The sequence below is a fragment of the Mogibacterium sp. CM50 genome (assembly GCF_000293155.1).
GTDB classification, from domain to species: Bacteria; Bacillota; Clostridia; order Peptostreptococcales; family Anaerovoracaceae; genus Mogibacterium; species Mogibacterium timidum.
This window is the reverse complement of record NZ_ALNL01000016.1, coordinates 1-2,931: the sequence shown is the minus strand read 5'-3', so window position 1 is coordinate 2,931 and position 2,931 is coordinate 1. Positions and strand designations below refer to the sequence as shown.

The 2,931-nt window shown below is 44.0% G+C and carries 2 protein-coding genes; both read left to right on the top strand.

What is annotated here, in order from left to right; translation table 11 throughout:
* On the top strand, window positions 1–2,549 hold a 2,549-nt coding region (locus tag HMPREF1152_RS02345), incomplete at its 5' end, for a YodL domain-containing protein (RefSeq protein ID WP_009643553.1).
* Window positions 2,550–2,551: 2 nt separating this feature from the next.
* On the top strand, window positions 2,552–2,758 hold the full coding sequence (locus HMPREF1152_RS02340) for a transposon-transfer assisting family protein (protein WP_009643552.1): 207 nt from the start codon (window positions 2,552–2,554) through the stop codon (window positions 2,756–2,758).
* The last annotated feature ends 173 nt before the right edge of the window (window positions 2,759–2,931 follow it).

The following is a 2,931-nucleotide window of genomic DNA, read 5'->3' as shown; positions in this document are numbered from 1 at the left end:
ATGAGGATTTTTTTACAGCACTGAAAAAGGCTTCTCCCGTTCCGATTGCCCTTGAACATATCGAGGGAAGCGCTCACGGCTACTATCACCTTGCGGAAAAAAGAATTGCGATTGACGATAACATGAGCGAGCTGCAAACACTAAAGACTGCCATTCACGAAATCGCCCATGCAAAGCTGCACGACATTGACTTAAATGCACCGAAAGAGGAAAAAGAAAATCACCCAAACCAGCGTACCCGTGAGGTTGAGGCAGAAAGCATCGCCTATACCGTATGCCAGCATTACGGACTTGATACTTCCGATTATTCTTTCGGGTATGTTGCAGGCTGGAGCAGCGGAAAAGAATTGTCCGAATTGAAAGGCTCCCTTGAAACCATCCGTCTTGCCGCATCGGAGCTGATCGACAGCATAGACGGGCATTTTAAGGAGCTTCAAAGGGCAAGAGAAAATGAGCTTTCAGAAAAAGAAACAGAATTGCCTTTGCAGGAAGAAAAACAGGAAACAGCTTACCTGCTTGAAAACGGAAACTATCTCTATATTCAGACCTGCGAAACAGGCTATGACTATACTTTGTATCAGCCGGACTTTACAGACCTTGACGGCGGACAGCTTGATAACCTTGAAATCCCTATTGAAAAAGCCCGTGATGAAATCCTAAAAATGCACGAGCTTTCAGGGCAAGAATTAAAGGAAATCCCCATAGATGATTTTGAAAAGATGCAGGAAGAAGCTTCACAGGAAAAGGAAGCCGGAATACAGGTAAAGTATTACCCAATCAATGAAGCTGCGGCAAAGAGGGCAAAGGAAATGAACAGCTTTTCCGATTATACGCCGGGAAGCGCAACCCGTGAATACAAAAGCCTTGTGAATCAGGCGGCGGAAATTGCTGAAAATCAGAAAAAGAGAGTGGATCCGTCCTTTCATAACAAAATCGACGCCTTGCTTGATACCTACTCTAAAAAACTTGCGGCAAATATGAATAACGGTTTTGCTATCGATGCCCGCGTTCCCTCTGTACTGATTGCGGGAGGCTCCAACTTTCCTACGCGAAAAAAGGAAAAGCAAAACGCCGCCCGTGATAAAAATTATGGAGAATGGAAAGATATTCAAGGACTTCTTGAAAAAATCAGAAGCACCGGAATGGGCGGAATCAGTGCAGACGATCCGGATGCTGTAAAGAAATTAAATGCAAAGCTTGAAAAGCTGATAAAGGCGCAGGAAACCATGAAGGCGGTCAACGCCTATTACCGAAAGCATAAAACCCTTGAGAGCTGTCCGGAGCTTGATAGCGAAGCTACCCAAAAGCTAAAGGCAAGAATGGAAATCAGAGGCGTTCAGGATAAGCCCTATCCGACTTGGGCACTTTCCAATAACAATGCGGAAATCAGAAGAATTAAAGATCGTATTCAAAGTCTTTCCGTAAATAAGGAAGAGCTTTTCACAGGCTGGGAGTTTGCAGGAGGCAGAGCCGAAATCAATGTAAAGGATAACCGACTGCAGCTTTTTTTTGAGGATAAACCGGACGGCAAAATCCGAGACGAATTAAAGTCAAACGGTTTTCGCTGGTCGCCGAAGGCTTTAGCGTGGCAAAGGCAGCTTACTTCCAATGCGATCTATGCGGCGGATGCTATCAGCAGCATAAAACCCCTTTCGGGAGAACGCATAATAGAGCTTCAAAGAAATTTCAGAAAGGAAAATAAAATTGAAACCACACCTGAATATATCTACAAGGTGCTGGAAGAACCCTCTGAAAAAGACAGTGTGAAAAACTGTAGGCTGGAAGCCTATATCGTAAAAGAAAACGGCAAGACAGAATCCGAGCTTTTATATGCCGGAACAAAGGAGCAATGCAAAGAGCTTTTAGATGAGGTTCAGTCCGGGAAGCTCACAAGAGAGCAGATCAAAGAGCTTTACGCAAAGGCTGAAAACACTACCCCTGAAAAAGATACCTTTCGGATCTATCAGCTAAAGCGCGGCGAGGACACAAGAGAGCTTCAATTTGAATCCTACGACCGCTTAAAAGAATCGGGGCAGATACTTAACCCGGATAACTATGTCAAGGTATATGAGGCGGAGCTTACAAAGGGACTTTCTCTTGAGGATATTTACACCCGCTTTAATATCGATCATCCAAAGGATTTTTACGGACACAGCCTGTCAGTTTCCGATGTGGTTGTACTTCATAAGGACGGAAAGGACACGGCTCATTATGTAGACCGACTTGGTTACAAGGAAGCCCCGGAATTTCTGAAACCGGAAAATTACCTGAAAACTGCCGAGATTTCCACAGAGCAAAATTACAACATGGTTGACGGGATTATGAATAACACACCGCCTGCCCCTACCGTAGACGAGCTTGAACAGAAAGTAAAGGCGGGAGAATCTATTTCTCTTACCGAGCTTGCAAAAGCGGTTAAAGCGGAGGAACACCATTCCACTGATCCGGAGAAAAAACCGTCTATCAGAGCACAGCTAAAGGAAGCAAAGAAACAGTCTGAACACAAAAAACATAACACGAAAACAAAAAATCATGAATTGGAGGTATGAGCATGAATCCTTTTACAGTAGAAGAAATGAATTTGTTAAGCATTTACAGAGGCGAAAGCAAAGAGGAAGTAACGGAGAAAATCGCATTTGCTCTATCCTTTATGGATAAGGATATGCGGAAGCTTGCAAAGCGCACGGTAAAAAAGGTAAACAGCCTGTCCGATCAGGAATTTGCCGCGCTTTCCATTGATCCCGCCGATGAAATATGAGGAAATCAAAAACGCTTTCAACCAAACAGGTAAAGCGTGGCTTATAGGACAAAAAACGTGTTTTGCTAATCCCAGTAAGAAGGATAATTGTCCTCTCTATGGAGTTCACTCCAGACGATAGCATCACCCCACATAGGGATAGTTGAGGTGCGTTTTTCGCTATCCGAAATTCT